This window comes from Microbacterium sp. SA156, assembly GCF_049065455.1.
Taxonomy (GTDB): domain Bacteria; phylum Actinomycetota; class Actinomycetes; order Actinomycetales; family Microbacteriaceae; genus Microbacterium; species Microbacterium barkeri.
The window spans coordinates 1-1,448 of the sequence record NZ_JBAKGU010000036.1; the positions used below are offsets into that span (position 1 = coordinate 1).

The following is a 1,448-nucleotide window of genomic DNA, read 5'->3' on the forward strand; positions in this document are numbered from 1 at the left end:
TGTGCGGGGCGGGGTGTGCAGTCGCGGTCGATCCAGCGGGGCGGGACGATGTAGGGCACGCCGTGGTGCATGTGGATGTTCCAGCCGGAGGTGTCGAGGTGGTGGTGGTGCCACCAGCAGAGCAGGACGCCGTTGTCGGTTTCGGTGGGGCCGCCTCGGGCGTGGTCTTGGACGTGGTGGATCTCGCACCAGGCGGCGGGGATGGTGCAGCCGGGGATGATGCATCCTCCGTCGCGGGCGACGATGGCTTTGCGCTGGGTGGGGGTGAAGCAGCGTTGGATGCTGCGCAGCTCGAGGATGCGTCCTTCGGGGCTGAAGAGGGCGCGGAGGATGTCTCCGGTGCATCCGATCCGGCGGGCCACGGTCGCGGGGACGGGCGCGTCGACGCCGTCGAGGTGCGCGATGCCGTGCCGGCCGCCGCCGGTGTCTGTGGTGGTGAGGTCGTCGGCGGTGATGTGGATCATGACGGTGGGGGCGGCGCCGCCGAGGGTGGGGGTCTCGGCGGCGCGTGAGGCGGCCTGGATCATCGCGAAGAACGCGTCGTGCCGTTTCTGCGCGGGCGAGCGGGTGTCCGGCATGACCGGACCGAACTCCGCGGCATCCGCGCCCGGGTCGTTGCTCGGATCGACTTCGCCTGAGCCCGCGTCGCTGGTTTCGGTGAAGGTGACGTGGCGGGCGGGGTTGGTGTGGGCGGAGAGGAGGTTCTGCAGGAGGGCGCCGGCTTCGGGGACGAGGGTGCCGTTGACCCGGAAGGCTCCGCTGGGCAGGGGTGTGAGGTTCAGGGTGCGGTCGCGTTCGGGCCGGTCGGGGTCGGGTTCGGCGGATCCCGCCCCGCGTCCGCGTCCGCMTCCGCGSCCGCGTCGGCCTCCGCGTCCGCGTCGGCAACGCCCGTGTCCGTGTCGGGGTCGGTGTCGGGGGTGATGGTGCCGGTGGCGAGGGCGACGAGGTGGCGTTCCATGAGCTCGACCCGGTCGGGGTGCCCGCCGCCGCGGCGGGCGGTGTCGACGGCCTTCACGATCCCCGCGGCCGCTTCCACACCGAGCAGCCCGGACGCGAGCCCGGCGGCCACGTGCACGCACCGGGGATCGAGGTCCTGCCCGGTCAGGGCGGTGCGGGTGCGGGTGGCTTCATCCAGCCGCACCCGCCCGCGCAGCTCCCGGTTCGACGCCCCGGTGAGGCGTTCGAGCAGTTCGAGCCCGGTGCGGCACCCGTACCGGCCCGCGAGCGGGTCGTCGTCACCGCGGCGGGAGCGGGCATCGATCTCTCCCGCGACCCGGGTGCGCAGCGCATCGAGCGTGCGCCCGAGGTGCTCGACCTCCCCCGCGAACGCGATCAGGTCCGCATCCGTCACCCCGCGCACGCCCTCGGCCAGGCCTTCCAGTCGCGTCAGCGCGTCCCGGACCGCCGCGCCCGGGAAGAGAGGTTCGAATCCTGGCTCCTTCGCCATA

2 protein-coding genes are annotated in these 1,448 nt (G+C 73.3%); both read right to left on the bottom strand.

Annotated features, from left to right (window positions below):
* Positions 1 to 782: DUF222 domain-containing protein (locus tag ACOWU6_RS16805; RefSeq protein ID WP_421076399.1), on the bottom strand; the 782-nt coding region annotated here is incomplete at its 3' end.
* Positions 779 to 1,448: hypothetical protein (locus tag ACOWU6_RS16810; RefSeq protein WP_421076400.1), on the bottom strand; the 670-nt coding region annotated here is incomplete at its 5' end. The genes ACOWU6_RS16805 and ACOWU6_RS16810, both read right to left, overlap by 4 nt.